This window comes from Flagellimonas sp. 2504JD4-2, from assembly GCF_053642935.1.
On record NZ_JBSIOV010000002.1, the window covers coordinates 563,842 to 579,142 of the forward strand.

Here is a 15,301-nt window from a genome sequence, read left to right on the forward strand (position 1 = left end):
AAATGATAAAACGGTCTGCTTTGAGCAGGCCGTTTTTTATTTTTAACATAGACTAATTCATTCAAAATAATCGCATGAAACAACTCAGCTTGTTAGGGCTTGCCTTTTTGGCTTTCAACCTCTCCGCCCAAAACGTATCACTTGACTATTATCTTCCCCAAGATGTAACCTATGACCCAAACATTCCTACCCCAAAGGAAATTATTGGACATGAAGTGGGAGAATGGCATGTGACGCACGATAAATTGGTGTATTATATGCAACAGCTTGCCAGCTCAAGTGATAGAATAACCATAGAAGATCGTGGGAACACCTTTGAGGGGAGACCAATTCTTTTGCTCACGATTACCACTCCAGAAAACCATCAAAACATTACATCCATCCGAGAGCAACATTTGGCCCTTTCCAATGGGACCAATGCCGCTGATACCTCCAACATGCCCATAGTGGTTTATCAGGGGTTTTCAATACATGGCAATGAACCAAGTGGCTCAAACGCATCATTGGCCTATGCCTATTATTTGGCAGCGGCCCAAGGTCCAAAAATAGAAGAGTTGTTGAAAAACATGGTGATTCTGTTAGATCCAAGTTTTAATCCGGATGGGCTACAACGTTTTGCCTACTGGGCAAACATCAATAAAAGCCAGAATCTGAATCCCGACCCCAACGAACGCGAATATCACGAAGTATGGCCTGGAGGCCGTACCAACCATTATTGGTTCGATATGAACCGTGATTGGTTACCTGTGCAATTACCTGAAAGCAGGGCGCGAATAGCCACATTTCATAAATGGTTACCCAACATTCTTACCGATCATCATGAAATGGGCACGAATTCCACATTCTTTTTTCAACCTGGTGAACCTTCAAGAGTCAATCCTTTGACCCCGCAGATAAATCAAGAGTTGACCCGTGAAATAGCCACCTACCATGCAAAGGCACTAGACAAAATAGGGTCGCTGTACTATTCCGAAGAAAATTTTGATGATTATTATTACGGAAAGGGATCCACTTTCCCGGATGTCAATGGAAGTATCGGAATCCTTTTTGAACAAGGAAGCTCCCGCGGGCACATTCAGGAGAGTGAAAATGGCATTCTAACATTTCCGTTTACCATCAGAAACCAGTTCACAACTGCTCTTTCCACTGTTGATGCCGCCCAAAACATGCGCACCAAGATTTTGGACTATCAACAAAAGTTTTATGCTGACATGCGTGCCGAAGGAGCCCGAAACAAATCAAGGGCCATCATTTTTGGGGACAGCAAGGATGTATCAAAAACATGGCATTTGGCTGAAATTTTGAATAGACATCAAATCAAATTCCATGAACTTGCTTCCGATGTTTCGGTTTCCGGAAAAACGTTCAAGAAAGGACATGGGTATATCGTACCATTAAATCAAAAAAATCCGCGTTTGATCAACACCATGTTCGAAAAAAGAACAACATTCAAGGACAGTCTTTTTTATGACGTGTCCGCTTGGACGTTTCCCTTGGCCTTCAATGTGGACTATGCCAACTTAAGTTCCATGTCCAATGCGGGTGCTGAAGTAACAGATTTTAAACCTCACGAAGGTTCGGTCGATAGCAAAAGTAATTATGCCTATTTATTTGAATGGCATGAATATTATACACCGAAGGCTTTGAACAAAATCTTGGAAAAAGGTTTGCGTGCCAAAACGGCGAAATCTCCTTTTACCCTTGAAGGAAAGAAATACGATTATGGAACGATTATGGTTCCCGTCCAAAATCAAGTCCTTGATCCAGAAAAGCTTTACAGTTTCTTGAAACAAGTGGCCAACGAAAGTAGAATTCAAATAACTCCAGTGTCTACAGGTCTTACACAAGGAATCGATCTTGGAAGCAATGATTTCGACCCCGTTAAGAAGCAAAAAGTAGCGATTTTGGTAGGCGAAGGTGTCCGCTCTTATGATGCCGGAGAAATTTGGCATTTGTTCGACACGCGTTACGATATGAAAATCACCAAACTGGATACCGAATATTTCAAAACTGTCAATTTGGACAAATACACCGATTTAATTCTACCCAGCGGTTGGGGAAACAATATCCTGGACAAAAAAGGAGCGGAAAAGATAAAAGATTGGGTAAAAAAAGGAGGTACGGTGATTGGATATCGCACGGTTGCAAACTGGTTTAAGACTTCCGAATTAATGCCTTTGGAATTAAAAGTGGATACCTTGGTTGCAAAAAATATTCCTTTTGACCAGAAAAATAGCTTTAGCGGGGCGCAAGTCACTGGAGGAGCCATTTTTGAAGCAAAATTGGACCGCTCGCATCCCATCAATTATGGGTATAAAAATGATAGACTGGCCTTGTTCAGAAACACCAATATTTACCTCAAACCTGAAAAGAACAGTTATGACAATCCCATCCAGTACACCACCAATCCCTTGTTAAGTGGATATATTTCTGAGGAGAACACGGAACTGATCAAGAACAGTGTTCCTTTTAAAGTCAACCGGCTGGGTAAAGGAAGGGTGATTTTGTTTACGGACAATACCAATTTCAGGGCATTTTGGTACGGTACCAACAAGCTGCTTATGAATGCTATTTTCTTTGGTCAGATGATGTAGGTAAGACCCTTTGCAACATATTACATTTGGGATAAATAACTTAATTTTAAAGTAAAAACTAAAATGGCCAGAACTCCCAGCAACATGCTTCCTTTGGGCACAAGTGCACCAGATTTCAGTCTAACGGACGCTGTTACAGAACAGGAACTCTCCCTTCAAGAAATTAAGGGTGAAAAGGGTACAGTGGTTATGTTCATATGTAATCATTGCCCGTTTGTGATCCATGTTAATCCAGAGATTTCAAAAATGGCGAAGGAATATCAATCTAAAGGCATCCATTTTGTTGCCATTTCAAGTAATGATATCGTCAACTATCCCCAAGATGCTCCCCATCTGATGAAACAAAAGGCGCATGAAGAGGATTATACCTTTCCCTATTTATATGATGAGACACAGAAGGTGGCAAAAGCATATGACGCTGCTTGCACCCCAGATTTCTATCTTTTTGATGCAGGCCTAAAGTTGGTATATCGTGGGCAATTGGATGATTCAAGACCCGGAAATGGCATTCCTTTGACCGGTTCCGATCTGCGCGGTGCGATGAACGCACTTTTAAGTGGTAGTGCAATTGATGAAGACCAAAAACCCAGTATTGGTTGTAATATTAAGTGGATAGCCCATTGAACCAAGGTTCGAGCACATGGAATTTAATCTAGCGGAAGGCATACAAATACTATCCAAAACTCCTGAGGTCATTTCAAATTTGTTGAAAGGACTTCCCGAAACTTGGCTCAAAACCAATGAAGGCGGTGATACATGGAGCCCATATGATGTTGTGGGACACCTGATTCATGGTGAGAAAACGGATTGGATTCCACGTGCAATGATTATTTTGAGTGAAGGCGACGATAAAACATTCGTTCCCTTTGATAGATTCGCCCAGTTTGAGAGCAGCAAAGGCAAGACCTTGGAACAATTGCTTATAGAGTTCAGTGAAGTTAGGGTTGAAACTATCCGTAAGCTGAAGTCACTGAACATTACCGAACAAACTTTGGAGAAGCAGGGGATACATCCTGAATTTGGGCCTGTTACACTCAAACAGTTGTTGGCAACATGGGTTGCGCATGACTTAGGACATATCAATCAAATAACAAGGGTAATGGCTAAGAATTATAAAGTTGAAGTCGGTCCGTGGAAAAAATATTTATCGGTTCTTCAAGACATAAAGTAATTGAATTCCTGCAATTTAATCTAATAGCACAATGAAAATCAATCCCAAGCATGCCTTGCAAGAATTGGCCAAACATGATTCTCCATTCATTACTTTATTTGAACATGGAACACTTGCGGTTGAAATTTACAAACCGGAAAAGGTAGACCTTCAACAACCACATACCAGGGACGAAGTTTATGTGGTGGCATCAGGAACAGGAGAATTCTTAAACGGGGGGGTTCGTACCACATTTGAGCCGGGGGACTTTCTGTTCGTGCCGGCGGGAGTCGAGCATCGTTTTGAGAATTTTACCGACGATTTTTCGACCTGGGTCATATTTTATGGTCCAGAAGGAGGTGAAAAAGCATAAAATGGTGGAGGAAGTTTTTTTGGAACCGGTGAGTTCTTTAACCATGGCGACATATATTTCGATAGGTAAAAAGTCATACAATCAACACTATCTGCATTTATGGAAAGATGAAAATCCAAATCCCTATATCAATAAAAGTTTTACCGAATCTGTGGTCAAAAAAGAGTTACTCGATTCCAATAGCTTAAATTTTCTGGTAAAAGTGAAAAACAGTGTCATTGGTATTGTAAAACTTATAAAAGATGCCAACCTTGACGAACATTCAGCTAAAAATGCGCTATTAGCTGAAAAAATTTACCTTTTAAAGGAATATTCAGGTAAAGGATTTGGCAAAAAGGTACTTTCAAAAATTGAAAGTTATGCCAAAAACCTGGGTAAAAAGATTTTATGGTTGGACACCATGCAAAAAGGAGGTCCAATTAAATTCTATCTGAAAAATGGTTTCACTATAAAAAAAGAAGGTAGGTTGGACTTACCGGGAGCCATACCCTCAGAAAAGGCCATGTGGGTGCTTACAAAACCCCTTTAGGTTACCACCCCTCCCTTTTAATTAGATTTTCAATATGAGCAAAATGATGGCTGCCATGCCAAGCATATCGCCCAATATTCTCCTCCAATGTAGTCTCCTCGTTCCCTTCTGGATGCGTAAATTTTCGCTTTAAATCTTCTTTGGAAAGTCCTTTTAGCAAATACACCAATTTGGCATGCACCGCCTTTAAATGATCCAATGACATTTGAATGGGTGCGGACTGCGCATCAAACAGTTTGGACCATTCTTTCTCAAAATAGGGTTTTATTACAGGGTTATCCTCCGTTAAGCCCCACTTAAAGCGAATATAGCTGTGATGATGACTGTCTGAAATATGATGCACCAATTGTCTTACCGTCCAACCTTCCGGCCGATACGGAGTTTCCAATTGTTCATCAGAGAGAGGTGTAACCATGGCTTCCAAGCGCCTTGGCAAATTTTCCAAAATATCAATCCATTCATCCAGATGTTCTTGGGTTATGGTCTCCGGAATTTTGTATGTTCCGACAGGATAGCGAAGTTGTTCCAAAGTGTTTTTTTCCATAGGTTAAAAGTAGTAAACTTTACTTTTTCAAATCACCTTTACATGACTAAAGTCATTGCATGAAATGAAAGTTTAATAGACTTTTAACGTCTTTAAAATTATGCAGTGGAAATATCCACTAAATTTATAGGATTTTAAATTTCAACAACCTAAATAATAACATTATGGCTATACGATTGGGAGATACCGCTCCCGACTTTACTGCTGAGACTTCCCAGGGAACGCTTAATTTTTACGATTACTTGGGAGATGGATGGGGAATCTTGTTCTCGCATCCCGCCGATTTTACCCCAGTCTGTACAACAGAATTGGGAACAGCTGCCAAATTCAAGTCTGAATTTGAAAAACGCAATGTGAAAATGATTGCGCTAAGCGTCGATGGTGCGGAGTCGCATATGGAATGGATAAAGGATATCAATGAGACCCAAAACACGGTCGTTAACTTTCCAATAGTTGCCGATGAAGATAGAAAGGTATCTGACCTTTACGATATGATACACCCGAATGCCGATGATACACTTACCGTTCGTTCAGTTTTTATTATCGGGCCGGATAAAAAAGTAAAATTAACTTTGACCTATCCTGCTTCCACAGGACGTAACTTTTATGAATTGCTTCGTGTTGTAGATTCTTTACAACTTACCGCTCATCACAAGGTTGCGACTCCGGCAAATTGGGAACATGGGGAAAAGGTTGTGGTCAGTCCTGCTATTCCAACAGAAGAAGCAAAAGGTATTTTTGCAGGTGGAGTTGAGGAAATCAAGCCTTATCTTCGGCTAACGCCAGATCCAACGGCTTAGTCAAACGAAATTTTTTATAATCAAAAAAGCCTGAGGGAGACCTTAGGCTTTTTTTGTTGAAATTTATTGTTCCATCCTACGCAACCTATCCAGTTTTTGCAATCTAATTTATGAACCGAAAACTTGTATTTGTCAATTCAAATACGGCAACTATTGATTAAACAACTCTTTTAGCGTTGATTAGTCATAATTTGAAGTCAACGTTCCCCCAGTAACCACTAAATAAACTTGTACCATGAGTACCTTTTTTGCAATTCTATCCGTTTTGCTTGTAATTAATTTTTTATTGTTGCTTGTTAGCGTTAATAGTTCCAAAAAGTAAATTTCTCAGCTAATATGCTGTATTTGAATGAATTTGTAATCTATTGATACAATAAGTAGGGTTTTTCCCCGTTCGGTTGTTATTAAAACAAAGTAATTAAACGAACAACACTAGCTAAATTTCTATATCAATGGGTACTTTTTTTACAATTCTGCTTTTACTGCTCGCTCTTAACCTCTGCTTACTTCTTGTAAGTGTGAATAGATCAAAATAAAAAGCCCCATAATGGGGCTTTATTTTTTCCTTACACCGGGTCTATATCACCCAGTAGTGATACGTGTTATTTAACATCCATCAACTCTACATCAAAAACAAGTGTTGCATCTGGTGGAATTACCCCACCGGCGCCTGCACTCCCATAAGCTAAGTGCGAAGGAATGACAAAACGTGCCTTGTCGCCCACTTTTAGCAAACCGATACCTTCATCCCATCCTCGAATTACCTGTCCAATTCCTAAAGTAAAGTCTATAGGTTGATTTCGGCTATACGAGGAATCGAATACCTGTCCATTCGTTAGACTACCTTCATAATGTACCGAAACTGTCTTCCCTTTTTCAGCTTGGTCACCACTACCCTGCTGAATCATTTTATAACGAAGTCCACTTTCCGTCTTATCAAAACCCGTTGCCAATTTTTCCATTTCCGCTTCAGCTTTAGCCTTAGCCTCCGCTATTCTTTTTTCACGGGCACCTTCAAAAGTTCTAAAAGCCTCAATAGCATTCCATCCTTGCGCTTCTGCTCCTACCCTTACAATCTCCAAACTGTCAATGGCATCGCCTTGGGCTATCGAATCAACCACTTCCTGACCATGTTCTACAATTCCGAATACGGTATGTTTGTTGTCTAACCACGGAGTAGCAACATGGGTTATAAAAAACTGACTTCCATTGGTGCCTGGACCTGCGTTGGCCATAGAAAGTACACCTGGGCCCTCGTGGGTCAATTCTGAGTGGAACTCATCGTCAAATTTATATCCTGGATCACCAGTACCTGTGCCTTGCGGGCATCCACCCTGAATCATAAAATCAGCGATAACTCTATGAAACTTTAACCCGTCATAATACGGTTTTCCCTGTGGTTTGGCGGTATTTTCCATATTCCCTTCGGCCAAAGCAACAAAGTTGCCAACAGTACCTGGAGTTTTATCATGGGTCAATTTCACCAAAATCTCTCCTTTGGTTGTATTGAATTTTGCGTAGATTCCGTCTTGCATGGTCTCTATATTGTTTAAATTTTAGGCCGCAAAGGTACGGGTTTTTATATGCTGGTGGCAAAAACCAGAGCGGTTTATATACCTCAATTACCATCAGAAAACTTTTAAACCATCCTGACATAAGGTTTCACCTTCTTTTTTTGTAATTTTTATTGGTTTTACGGGTGTCTAAATGGCATTCAACGAAAAATATGTATTTCTAAATGATGCCCAGGGAAGTCTGGTAAAACTTTTGAAACAATGTACTGATCTGACAATGAAAAAGACAATCGTAAAAACTATAACAGTTCCAACCAATATTGAAGATGTTTGGTGGAAATGGACCACACATGAAGGCCTTTTGACCTTTTTTGGACCAGACAACAAGGTCGAACTTAGGTTAGGAGGCCCTTTTGAGATTTACTTTTTGTTGGACAATCAGAAAGGTCTCCGCGGAAGTGAAGGATGTAAAATAATCAGTTACTTACCCAGCAAAATGTTGTCGTTTACTTGGAATGCACCCCCGCAGTATCCTGAAATTCGAAATCATGAGCACAAAACTTGGGTGGTAGTCAGTTTTGAATCCATTGAAAAAACGAAAACAAGGGTGACCCTTTACCATATTGGGTGGTTGGAGGGCAAAAAATGGGACGAGGTTAATGATTATTTTGATTCGGCTTGGGAGACCGTGTTGGATTGGCTGAAGAAAAGCTGTGAAAAGTAAATGGAGACCCTATGAAATCAAAACTCCTGTGCACCATTTGCCTACTTGTCCTCTGTATGGGTTGTAGGTCGGAAAAAAAGCCAGTTCCAAAGGAAAAACCTAACTCCATTGTGCTTTTTGATTCCCAAAACAATGAAAATGTGGCCTGTTATCGTATTCCGGCCATAATTACCACACTAAATGGCACCTTGATCGCCGCTATTGACGAACGGGTGGAATCTTGTAACGACCTAAGGGACAACAAAGACATCAATATAGTTATTCGTCGAAGCGGGGATAATGGTCAAACATGGTCCTCTATCGAAACCATTGCAGACTATCCACTTGGAGAGTCGGCCTCTGACCCTTCCATGATTCTAGATGAGGATACAGGTGAAATTTTTCTTTTCTACAATTACATGAATCTAGAAACAGCTCCGAACAAATATCTTTTTAAGGTAATAAAGAGCAATGATCATGGAAAGAATTGGTCTGCACCCTTTGATATCACTTCTCAAATAGCACCCGAAGATTCGGAGAATGACTTTCAATTTATAACATCTGGTAAGGGCATTCAGACCAAATCTGGAAAATTGCTGCATACCTTGGTGAATCTGGATAAGGGTCTTTTTGTATTTGGAAGCGATGATCATGGGAAGAACTGGTATCTTATCAATACCTCTATCAAACCGGGAGACGAATCGAAAATTATTGAACTGGCGGATGGAACCTGGATGATCAACAGTCGAGTGAACAAAAGTGGATTGCGGTTTGTCCACACCTCCAAGAATAGCGGAATCAGTTGGGAAACACGGGTAGATTCAACCTTAATTGACCCAGCTTGTAATGCCAGTCTTATACGATATAGCTCAGCAAAGGACCATGACAAAAATCGCTTATTGTTCAGCAATCCCAACGCACCGAGCAAACGTGAGAACTTGACCATAAAAGTCAGTTACGATGAGGGTAAAAGCTGGAAACATAGTAGACTCATCACACCAGAAATGTCTGCCTACTCCACTTTATGTGTTTTAAAAAATGGAAAAATTGGGCTATTTTATGAAGCCGACAACTACCAAAGCAATGTTTTTACCAGCTTTACTATGGATTGGTTGACGGAAGGAGAATAAAAAATAGTTCTCGATTACAAAAACTTCAAAAATGAACTTACAAAAGAACAAAGAAAGCGCTATTGCATTTTACAAAATGGCCTATGAGGGCAACCCTGCAAAGGCTGTGGACCTTTATATTGGAAAAGAATATATTATATTCAGCATAACCCTGATGTTGCAGACGGCACACAGGGTTTTATAGATTATTTTGAAAGAATGCAAAGGGAATACCCCGATAAATCCATTGAATTTGTTCGATGCATTGCGGAAGGTGAGTTGGTTGCGCTCCATACCCATCAAACTTGGCCAGGAAACGACCAATATGTGACCATGGACTTCTTTCGATTTGATGACAATGGTAAAATCTGCGAACATTGGGACGCCATACAGCAAATTCCAAAAGAATCGGCAAATCCCAACACGATGTATTAATTGGTTTTTCTCTGAATTTTATTTATAAAATGACCGAATTAAGGGAAGCTGTTTCCGATGATGATTATACAACTGGTGCGGAGCTATTCAAGGAATATGCCTCCCATATCGGGTTGGATTTGGAGTTTCAAAATTTTAGTTGCGAGCTAAAAAACCTAAAGTCCCAATACTCGAGACCCGAAGGAATCCTTGTTATAGCCTACTCGGACCAAAAAGATCCCCTTGGTTGCTTCGCCGTTCGAAAATTGGATGAAACCATATGTGAACTTAAAAGAATGTACCTAAAGGAAATTGCCCGAGGACAAGGACTGGGTAAAATACTAATGCGAAAAGCAATGACCCTAGCCAAGGAACTCGGATATTCCAAAATGAGATTGGATACGCTACCTTCAATGCTACCGGCTCTTGGACTTTATAAACAATTCGGTTTTTACGAAATTCAACCTTATCGATTCAATCCTATTGAGGGAACCAAATATTTAGAAGTTCAGCTCACTTAGATCATTAAATGCAAAAAATACTTAGAAGATGGTTATATTGGAAGCCTAACCATGCTTTTAAAACTATGAATAAGCTATTAGCGTTGGTGCTCATTATTTTGAGTTTCTATTCTTGCTCCACGGATCAAGAATCCAATAATAATTCCGAAATCACCGGTGTTTTATTCATTGGCAATAGTCTTACCTATTTTAACGACCTTCCGATACTTGTACAACAAAGAGCTGAAGTGCAAGGTAGGGAGATAATGGTAAAAATGGTAGCATATCCTAATTATGCCATTGTAGATCACTGGGCGGACGGCGAAGTGCAACAGCTTATTTCAAGCCAGGAATACGATTATGTGATTATTCAACAAGGTCCTTCATCACAAAGTGAAGGGCGACAAATGCTTATTGAATCAGGTAAATTGTACAGTGATTTATGCGAACAAAACAATGCCAAACTCTGCTATTTTATGGTTTGGCCTTCAATAAGCAATTACAACACTTTTGACGGAGTAATAGAAAACCATACCGATGCGGCCTCAATCAACAATGCAATTTTACTACCGGTTGGCGAGGTTTGGAAGGCTTATATTGATAGCACCAATAACTTTGATTATTATGGACCCGATGGATTTCATCCGTCAGTTACAGGTAGCGAGGTTGCAGCAGATGTGATCGTTGAGCGGTTGTTCAATTGAAAAACCTCGTTCTCATTCAATTCCTTATCCCTTTATTTTGGTATTGGGAATGGTTCCATACTTGTCAATCAAATAAACCAAACTAGCCATGGTTGCAGCGCCCAATTCCAATTCTCGTTTGTTGACATGCTCGAAGGTGTCGCTTTCTGCGTGATGATGGTCAAAATAACGCTGGGAATCCGGACGTAAGCCAGCCAACACTAAATTCTGGTCCAACAAGGGCCTAATATCAGCACCGCTATAACCTTTTACGAACATATGGATCAGATAGGGTTCAAACAAGCCTTTCCAACTTTGGATTTGGGCCAAATTCTCATCTGAACAATTAAAAGAAAAGCCTCGGGGTGTAAATCCTCCCGAATCACTTTCCAAGGCAAAAACGTGTTTTTCATTTTTATTTCGGGCTACCTCCGCATATTTGTTTCCTCCTCTCAGGCCATTTTCTTCATTCATGAACAATACCACACGAAGGGTACGCTTCGGCTTATAACCTGTTTCCTTTAAAAGTCTGAGAACATCCATGCTTTGCACACAGCCAGCGCCATCATCATGTGAGCCGTCTCCTAAATCCCATGAATCCAAATGTCCTCCAACGACCATTATCTCATTCGGATGCGTGGTTCCTCGAATTTCACCGATAACATTATATGATTCAACATCATCTAATTGCTTGCAGTTTTGCTTGAAATAGAATTTGATGTCCGGATTAAGCTTTAAAGTGGTACTCAATAGCTCAGCCCCTTTGGTACTTATGGCCGCAGCAGGTATTCTATCGGATACTGCTGTATCACCATAACTCATGGAACCTGTATGTGGATAATTATCCAAACGTAGGGTCATTGAACGCACAATTACACCTGCAGCACCATATTTTCCAGCCTCTGCGGCACCTGAATACCTTTGGTCCACACACCCAGAATAGGACGAAAAGGTGCTAATAAGCTTTGGGTCCATGGGTCGATTGTAAAAAACAATCTTGCCCTCAATTTTTTCTCTTCCCAGTTTTTCCAAATCCTCAATCCCATTAACCTCTACAATGCTTGCTTTTAAGCCACCGTCCGGGGTAGCCACGGAGCCCCCTAGAGCGCATATGGGAACATTGGTGGTCAGTCCCGGTTTTGTTTCAAAATACGCAAATTCCGGTGTACCCCTTACCCACTTCGGCACCATTACGGGTTGTAGCCAAACTCTATCCAAACCTAGGGAATCCAATTGATCTTTTGTATAGTCAATTGCCTGTTGGGCCTGCACAGAGCCGGAGAGTCTTCCTCCAATTTGGCTGGAGAGATGGTTGAGCCACTCATAAGCTTTGCCATTGGTCAAGGCTTGATCGTAAATGGCTCTTAGTTGTTTTTCATCTTCCGTTTGTGCAAAAAATGGGGTGGATACCAGTAAAAAGGTCAGAAGTAGGATTGTTCTCATTCGGTTTCTTTTTCCAATTCTTGTTTAAAGTTTTCTAAGTTACCCTTTATTTTATCACTCAACTCGGGTTCCTCAATATCTTTATACTTTTTTAACGCTTTTAGCAGTATGGAAGCTACAATGACCCTAGCGGCTTTTTTATTATCCGCTGGAATAACGTACCAAGGGGCATGTGCTTTGGAAGTTTTGTTTATTGCTTCTTCATAGCAGGACTGATAAACGCCCCAAAGTTTTCGCTCTTTTAGGTCTCCAGGTGAAAATTTCCAATTTTTTTCCTTCAATCTTAGTCTTCGCAACAGGCGTTGGCGTTGCTCTTCTTTGGATAGATGCAGGAAAAATTTGAATATCAGCGTTCCGTTTTCCGCGATATGCCTTTCAAAATCATTGATTTGTCGATATCGATGTTCCCAAAAAGTCGCATTAATGTCCTCAATGGAGTCAATACCAGGTATATTTTCTCCCAAAATATATTCGGGATGCACCCTGGTCACCAATACGTTTTCATAGTGTGTTCTGTTGAAAACACTGAATTTTCCCCTTGCCGGTAGCGCAATATAATGTCTCCATAGATAATCGTGTTTAAGTTCGAGTTCCGTAGGGACCTTAAAACTATGCACCTCCACCCCTCTTACATTAAAATCCTTGAATACTTCCCTTATCAGGCTATCCTTTCCTGCAGTATCCATACCTTGAAGGCATACCAAAACGCCATATTTACCGTGGGCATAGAGGATATCTTGAAATTTTCCCAGTTCTTCCCGAATATCTTCCAAATCTTTCTTTAGTTCCTTGTCAGAGGCTCCAAAATCGGTATATGTGGCCTTTTCGGAGAGTTTTATGGTATTTTGTACCAGATATGCGCTTGAATCTACTTTTTCCATAGGTCTGAATATAGTTTTTTTTGATCATTCCTTCAACCATCGCCCAAAAACTACCGTTTAACGATCCTTTTTACGTTTCATAGTTTTTGACCGTTTTTTATCGATTTTTTTCGTCTCTCGCCAAGCTCCCAGCGTAACTTAGTGATAATCAAAGACGCATTGTCCCAAATCCTGCGCTATGAAAACAAGAAAGATTATCCTGCTTATAGTCTTTATAATAGGTATTCTCAGCCTATTATTGATGGCTTCCTTTACTACCCGGAATGCATGCGAGTACGCAAGTTCCAATATTGAATACATAAAAGGTCATGTTCAAAAAGCGATTATTGCTGATGAATTTGAGATGTCCAGATATTATGCATTCAAAGCACTTAATGGCATTGAGAAAACCCGTTTGAACTTTTTGGATTGTGGTTGCTCCGGAGCGATTGAAAGTTTGGAAAAAGCCGTTATGTACTTGAAAAGTGCAACAGTGACCAAATCTTTTGACGATTCGAAAGAATGGCTTCATTTGGCTTTGGAAAATACGGTTATCGGAATCAAAGTACTTCGGGTTTTTGAGCAGGAGACCTCTAGTCTTTACGGTAATGATCTTTTGGTTTTGAATACCAGAGACGCCAGTAAAAATGAAGTGGGGACACCCTTACCAATGGGGAATTTGAAAAAGCTTGTTCATAATTGCCTTTTGGGGTTTGAATCTTCTTTGGGTAAAGTAGTGACCGATGTGGAGTGTCAAGAGGCCAATAGGTTTATTTCCAAAATCCATGAAGATGCACAAACCACTTTACTTAAAACAGAATTGACGGTAGCCAAAAAAGAATATCACCAGCGGGTGAAAACCATTGCTCAAGAGGCCCTGAATCGACTGGGCGAATGCCCAGAAGAATAGACTACTTGCTTGCAAACAACTTTACATCATCTTCTGATACTTCTTTGCTCCCAAGAATTATTAAACGTTCCACAACGTTGCGAAGCTCCCTTACGTTTCCGGTCCAATCATAACCTTTTAAAAGGTCAATGGCCTTTTTTGAGAAACCTTTTTGGGCAGTACCCTGTTCTGATGCTATTTTCTGTGCAAAATGGTCTATTAACATGGGAATATCATCCCTTCTGTCATTTAGAGCAGGAACCTTTATTAAAATCACAGCCAATCTATGATACAAATCCTCTCGAAACTTGCCATCAGCTATTTCTTTTTTGAGGTCTTTGTTCGTAGCGGCCAAGACCCTAACATCCACTTTAATGTCTTTGTCCGTTCCGACCCTGGAAATCTTGTTTTCCTGCAGGGCACGGAGCACCTTGGCTTGTGCGGATAAGCTCATATCCCCAATTTCATCCAAAAAGATGGTTCCTTTGTTTGCCGCCTCAAACTTACCGGCCCTATCCTTAACCGCCGAAGTAAAAGCTCCCTTGACATGACCGAAAAGTTCACTCTCAATCAATTCCGAAGGAATGGCAGCGCAATTCACTTCAATAAATGGTGCAGATGAGCGCTGACTCTTTTCATGCAACCAATGAGCCACCAATTCTTTTCCGGTGCCATTGGGTCCAGTGATCAAAACTCTGGCATCGGTTGGAGCAACTTTTTCTATCATGTCTTTAATGACCCCGATCTCCTTGCTTTCTCCGACCATTTCATAATTTTTGGAGACTTTCTTTTTAAGGATTTTGTTCTCGACCACAAGTTCTTTTCGATCCAAGGCATTTCTAACAGTGGTCAGAAGACGATTTAAATCCGGGGGTTTGGAAATGTAGTCGAATGCTCCCAATCTCATTGTGTTGACAGCCGTATCCAAATCACCATGGCCAGAAATCATGATAAATGGAACTTCCGGTTTGATTTTTTTTGCGGCTTCAAGCACTTCAACCCCGTCCATTTTGGGCATTTTTATATCGCATAGCACTAGGTCAAAATCATCTTTTTTAATGGCTTCAACACCTTTTAACCCATCTTCAGCTTCGTGAACATCATAGCTATCGCTTTCCTCACCCAATATCTTTACCAAAACCCTTCTAATGGCCGATTCATCTTCAATTACCAATATTTTTGACATAGTTTGCTAT

At 40.5% G+C, this 15,301-nt stretch carries 16 protein-coding genes and 1 pseudogene; 12 read left to right on the forward strand and 5 right to left on the reverse strand.

The features are described 5' to 3' along the window. The first annotated feature begins 74 nt into the window (after window positions 1-74). The 5 genes from ACULLH_RS09225 (at window position 75) to ACULLH_RS09245 (ending at window position 4,646) form a co-directional block, all read left to right on the forward strand. A complete protein-coding gene (locus ACULLH_RS09225; RefSeq protein WP_454088455.1) occupies window positions 75-2,594 on the forward strand; it encodes a M14 family metallopeptidase in 2,520 nt (839 codons plus the stop codon). A 63-nt stretch (window positions 2,595-2,657) separates the two neighbouring features. Then, the gene (locus ACULLH_RS09230; RefSeq protein WP_454088456.1) at window positions 2,658-3,218 is read left to right on the forward strand and encodes a thioredoxin family protein; all 561 of its coding nucleotides are present in this window, start codon (window positions 2,658-2,660) and stop codon (window positions 3,216-3,218) included. 16 nt (window positions 3,219-3,234) lie between these two features. Then, a complete protein-coding gene (locus ACULLH_RS09235) occupies window positions 3,235-3,765 on the forward strand; it encodes a DinB family protein (protein WP_454088457.1) in 531 nt (176 codons plus the stop codon). A gap of 31 nt (window positions 3,766-3,796) precedes the next feature. Further along, window positions 3,797-4,117, forward strand: a complete 321-nt coding sequence (locus ACULLH_RS09240) for a cupin domain-containing protein (protein WP_454088458.1) — start codon at window positions 3,797-3,799, stop codon at window positions 4,115-4,117. 43 nt (window positions 4,118-4,160) lie between these two features. Continuing rightward, window positions 4,161-4,646 carry a GNAT family N-acetyltransferase gene (locus ACULLH_RS09245; protein ID WP_454088459.1) on the forward strand — a complete coding sequence of 162 codons (486 nt, stop codon included), beginning with the start codon at window positions 4,161-4,163 and terminating at the stop codon, window positions 4,644-4,646. 1 nt (window position 4,647) lies between these two features. Here the strand turns inward: ACULLH_RS09245 and ACULLH_RS09250 are convergent, their stop codons facing one another. Then, window positions 4,648-5,190 carry a YfiT family bacillithiol transferase gene (locus ACULLH_RS09250; RefSeq protein WP_454088460.1) on the reverse strand — a complete coding sequence of 181 codons (543 nt, stop codon included), beginning with the start codon at window positions 5,188-5,190 and terminating at the stop codon, window positions 4,648-4,650. A gap of 161 nt (window positions 5,191-5,351) precedes the next feature. Here ACULLH_RS09250 and ACULLH_RS09255 point away from each other — a divergent pair, with 161 nt between their 5' ends. Beyond that, on the forward strand, window positions 5,352-5,990 hold the full coding sequence (locus ACULLH_RS09255; protein WP_454088830.1) for a peroxiredoxin: 639 nt from the start codon (window positions 5,352-5,354) through the stop codon (window positions 5,988-5,990). Between the two features lie 602 nt (window positions 5,991-6,592). On the opposite strand, the gene ACULLH_RS09260 is transcribed toward ACULLH_RS09255, so the two are convergent. Then, the gene (locus ACULLH_RS09260; RefSeq protein WP_454088461.1) at window positions 6,593-7,525 is read right to left on the reverse strand and encodes a peptidylprolyl isomerase; all 933 of its coding nucleotides are present in this window, start codon (window positions 7,523-7,525) and stop codon (window positions 6,593-6,595) included. 256 nt (window positions 7,526-7,781) lie between these two features. On the opposite strand from ACULLH_RS09260, the gene ACULLH_RS09265 reads away from it, so the two are divergent. The 5 genes and pseudogenes from ACULLH_RS09265 to ACULLH_RS09285 all read left to right on the forward strand — a co-directional run bounded on the left by ACULLH_RS09265 (window position 7,782) and on the right by ACULLH_RS09285 (window position 10,934). Further along, the gene (locus ACULLH_RS09265) at window positions 7,782-8,228 is read left to right on the forward strand and encodes an SRPBCC family protein (RefSeq protein ID WP_454088462.1); all 447 of its coding nucleotides are present in this window, start codon (window positions 7,782-7,784) and stop codon (window positions 8,226-8,228) included. A gap of 11 nt (window positions 8,229-8,239) precedes the next feature. Then, the gene (locus tag ACULLH_RS09270; protein WP_454088463.1) at window positions 8,240-9,337 is read left to right on the forward strand and encodes a sialidase family protein; all 1,098 of its coding nucleotides are present in this window, start codon (window positions 8,240-8,242) and stop codon (window positions 9,335-9,337) included. A gap of 31 nt (window positions 9,338-9,368) precedes the next feature. Continuing rightward, window positions 9,369-9,751, forward strand: a pseudogene (locus ACULLH_RS09275) (nuclear transport factor 2 family protein). A gap of 29 nt (window positions 9,752-9,780) precedes the next feature. Continuing rightward, the gene (locus ACULLH_RS09280; RefSeq protein WP_454088464.1) at window positions 9,781-10,251 is read left to right on the forward strand and encodes a GNAT family N-acetyltransferase; all 471 of its coding nucleotides are present in this window, start codon (window positions 9,781-9,783) and stop codon (window positions 10,249-10,251) included. Between the two features lie 65 nt (window positions 10,252-10,316). Next, window positions 10,317-10,934 carry an SGNH/GDSL hydrolase family protein gene (locus ACULLH_RS09285; protein WP_454088465.1) on the forward strand — a complete coding sequence of 206 codons (618 nt, stop codon included), beginning with the start codon at window positions 10,317-10,319 and terminating at the stop codon, window positions 10,932-10,934. A 24-nt stretch (window positions 10,935-10,958) separates the two neighbouring features. On the opposite strand, the gene ACULLH_RS09290 is transcribed toward ACULLH_RS09285, so the two are convergent. Together ACULLH_RS09290 and ACULLH_RS09295 are read right to left on the reverse strand one after the other, a co-directional pair. Further along, entirely contained in the window at window positions 10,959-12,356 is a 1,398-nt protein-coding gene (locus ACULLH_RS09290; protein WP_454088466.1) for a M20/M25/M40 family metallo-hydrolase, read from the reverse strand. Continuing rightward, the gene (locus tag ACULLH_RS09295) at window positions 12,353-13,237 is read right to left on the reverse strand and encodes a PPK2 family polyphosphate kinase (RefSeq protein WP_454088467.1); all 885 of its coding nucleotides are present in this window, start codon (window positions 13,235-13,237) and stop codon (window positions 12,353-12,355) included. The genes ACULLH_RS09290 and ACULLH_RS09295 overlap by 4 nt, the downstream gene beginning before the upstream one ends. 178 nt (window positions 13,238-13,415) lie before the next feature. Between ACULLH_RS09295 and ACULLH_RS09300 the strand changes: the two genes are divergently transcribed. Then, window positions 13,416-14,126, forward strand: a complete 711-nt coding sequence (locus tag ACULLH_RS09300) for a hypothetical protein (RefSeq protein WP_454088468.1) — start codon at window positions 13,416-13,418, stop codon at window positions 14,124-14,126. Between the two features lies 1 nt (window position 14,127). Here the strand turns inward: ACULLH_RS09300 and ACULLH_RS09305 are convergent, their stop codons facing one another. Beyond that, window positions 14,128-15,291: a sigma-54-dependent transcriptional regulator gene (locus ACULLH_RS09305; protein ID WP_454088469.1), complete on the reverse strand. Its 1,164-nt coding sequence runs from the start codon at window positions 15,289-15,291 to the stop codon at window positions 14,128-14,130. Window positions 15,292-15,301: the final 10 nt, after the last annotated feature.

Coding starts and splice junctions, on each gene's coding strand:
- ACULLH_RS09225 (WP_454088455.1), top strand. CDS start 75: ATGAAACAACTCAGCTTGTTAGGGCTTGCCTTTTTGGCTTTCAACCTC.
- ACULLH_RS09230 (WP_454088456.1), top strand. CDS start 2,658: ATGGCCAGAACTCCCAGCAACATGCTTCCTTTGGGCACAAGTGCACCA.
- ACULLH_RS09235 (WP_454088457.1), top strand. CDS start 3,235: ATGGAATTTAATCTAGCGGAAGGCATACAAATACTATCCAAAACTCCT.
- ACULLH_RS09240 (WP_454088458.1), top strand. CDS start 3,797: ATGAAAATCAATCCCAAGCATGCCTTGCAAGAATTGGCCAAACATGAT.
- ACULLH_RS09245 (WP_454088459.1), top strand. CDS start 4,161: ATGGCGACATATATTTCGATAGGTAAAAAGTCATACAATCAACACTAT.
- ACULLH_RS09250 (WP_454088460.1), bottom strand. CDS start 5,190: ATGGAAAAAAACACTTTGGAACAACTTCGCTATCCTGTCGGAACATAC.
- ACULLH_RS09260 (WP_454088461.1), bottom strand. CDS start 7,525: ATGCAAGACGGAATCTACGCAAAATTCAATACAACCAAAGGAGAGATT.
- ACULLH_RS09265 (WP_454088462.1), top strand. CDS start 7,782: ATGAAAAAGACAATCGTAAAAACTATAACAGTTCCAACCAATATTGAA.
- ACULLH_RS09270 (WP_454088463.1), top strand. CDS start 8,240: ATGAAATCAAAACTCCTGTGCACCATTTGCCTACTTGTCCTCTGTATG.
- ACULLH_RS09280 (WP_454088464.1), top strand. CDS start 9,781: ATGACCGAATTAAGGGAAGCTGTTTCCGATGATGATTATACAACTGGT.
- ACULLH_RS09285 (WP_454088465.1), top strand. CDS start 10,317: ATGAATAAGCTATTAGCGTTGGTGCTCATTATTTTGAGTTTCTATTCT.
- ACULLH_RS09290 (WP_454088466.1), bottom strand. CDS start 12,356: ATGAGAACAATCCTACTTCTGACCTTTTTACTGGTATCCACCCCATTT.
- ACULLH_RS09295 (WP_454088467.1), bottom strand. CDS start 13,237: ATGGAAAAAGTAGATTCAAGCGCATATCTGGTACAAAATACCATAAAA.
- ACULLH_RS09300 (WP_454088468.1), top strand. CDS start 13,416: ATGAAAACAAGAAAGATTATCCTGCTTATAGTCTTTATAATAGGTATT.
- ACULLH_RS09305 (WP_454088469.1), bottom strand. CDS start 15,291: ATGTCAAAAATATTGGTAATTGAAGATGAATCGGCCATTAGAAGGGTT.